The sequence below is a fragment of the Mesorhizobium sp. M1A.F.Ca.IN.020.04.1.1 genome (assembly GCF_003997315.1).
Taxonomy (GTDB): domain Bacteria; phylum Pseudomonadota; class Alphaproteobacteria; order Rhizobiales; family Rhizobiaceae; genus Mesorhizobium.
Window position 1 is genome coordinate 1 of the sequence record NZ_RZSN01000362.1, and the last position, 1,614, is coordinate 1,614.

Consider the following 1,614-nt stretch of genomic DNA (forward strand, 5'->3'; position numbering starts at 1 on the left):
GTCCCTTGCCCATCGCTTCAGCTCCTTCTTGACCGCACCGGCGGGCAGCGCGCCGATTTCGTTGTCGACCTGGGCAGTTATATCGCGGGCTGCCGCCTCGTCGGCCGCCTGCCGGTCGCGCTCGGCCCGCGCCCCCGCAAGCCTTTGGTGAAAGCCCCAACCAAGTGCTGCAATGAAAGACGCCAGAACGCCCAAAACCGCCGGATTGCCGAAGAGAAAGGACAAGAGCGCCGTCATGCCAGCCACCACACGACGAGCGCCGCGATCAGGAGCAGCGCACCGATGACCCAAGGCAAAGCCTGGCGAACGAGTTCGGTGAAGACCTCGACCATTTTGCTACCTCATTTCGACCAGTGGAATTTGCGGGCGAGCGCGTACCAGGCCTCGGCGGCGAAGCTGAGCGCCAGGCCGAGGGCGGTTTCGAGCGCCATCTGGATGTCGGGATCGGCCGAGAGCGCCTCGGCGTCGCCGGCGCCCAGCAGCCCGCGCGCGACGAGCACGCCCGCGCCATAGCGCAGCGCTATGCGGATGATGACCGCGATCATTGGCAGAACACTCCGAAGAGATTGCAGGGAAGATGCGCGGCCCAGGCGGCGGCTGAGCCGAGCGCCAGCGCGACGAAAGCGAGGACGGCGGCGGCCCTGCGAGGCGATGCCTGCGGGGCGGCCGGCGGGGCGCCGTCGCCGTCAGAGGCGTTGATGGCCGGCTGCGTGGCGTCAGAGACCCGAACTCGCGACGAGGATTGAAGCGGCGCCTCCGGCTGCGCCGAGATGAGCAGTGCCTCGGCGCGCACCGAGGCGACGCGCGCGCGCCAGCCCTTGCCGAAGGTCGGCCAGATCGGCAGCCGCTGGAGGAAGGCAAGCCGCGCATCGCAAAGCATGTCGATGACGACGCCGGCGGGTTTCGCCCGGGCCGCGGCGAGCGTCGCCGGCCCGATGCGGCCGTCTTGGGCGACGCCGAGCACTGCCTGGAGGTATTTCGCCGCCCTGCCCGGCCCGCTGTTCACGGCAAAGTCGAAGACGGCATAGTCGACGCCGTCGGGGAGCTCGGCGCCGGATACGGCGTCCCAGTAGAACTGCCGATAGACGGTGGCCACCTGCCCGTTCGTGATCTTCCTCAGATCGGCCTTGCTGGCGTCGGCCTTCACGTAGCGGCGGAAGTTCGCGAGTGTGACGCCCTTCATGGTGGCGCCGCCGGGATCAGCTTTTCTGTCCGACCAGCCGCCTTCGGATTTAAGCACGAGCGCAAGCGCCCGCGCGAAGTTGCGGTCCATGAGAGGCTCCTTGGCTTGCTGATTGGTGGGAAAAGCTCGGCCGGCGACTTGCGTTCGCGCCGATTCAGTTTTTTAGAAAAACCTTAATTGCCGTGTGGCAATGTCGGGAGACGGCGGTTGGGCTCCGCCGTTCGTGGGGTTGAGGCGTTCACGCCGAGGGGGTTGGGCAAGATGGGTTTGATGTTACCCGAAATGGGCGAGTGCCAGGGCTGCGGCGGCACCGGCACGACTTTCGAATGCCCGAGGTGGTGCAGTTCCAACGGCCACTGCTGCCCGGCGGGAACACATCAGCATAGGTGCCCGGGGGTGAGTGTGCGCTGCGCGGAGTGCGAGGGGACGGG

General features: G+C 67.3%; 3 protein-coding genes. All 3 read right to left on the bottom strand.

Features of this window, described 5'->3' with window-relative positions:
* Positions 1–237, bottom strand: a 237-nt coding sequence (locus EOA49_RS31830; protein WP_127242288.1) for an ABC transporter permease, incomplete at its 3' end; no start/stop codon positions are given.
* Positions 238–341: 104 nt separating this feature from the next.
* Complete coding sequence (locus EOA49_RS31835) at positions 342–545, bottom strand: hypothetical protein (RefSeq protein ID WP_127242289.1); 204 nt, start codon at positions 543–545, stop codon at positions 342–344.
* Positions 542–1,273, bottom strand: coding sequence for a glycosyl hydrolase 108 family protein (locus tag EOA49_RS31840; RefSeq protein ID WP_127242290.1), 732 nt, complete (start codon positions 1,271–1,273; stop codon positions 542–544). Before EOA49_RS31840 ends, EOA49_RS31835 begins: the two co-directional genes overlap by 4 nt.
* Positions 1,274–1,614: the final 341 nt, after the last annotated feature.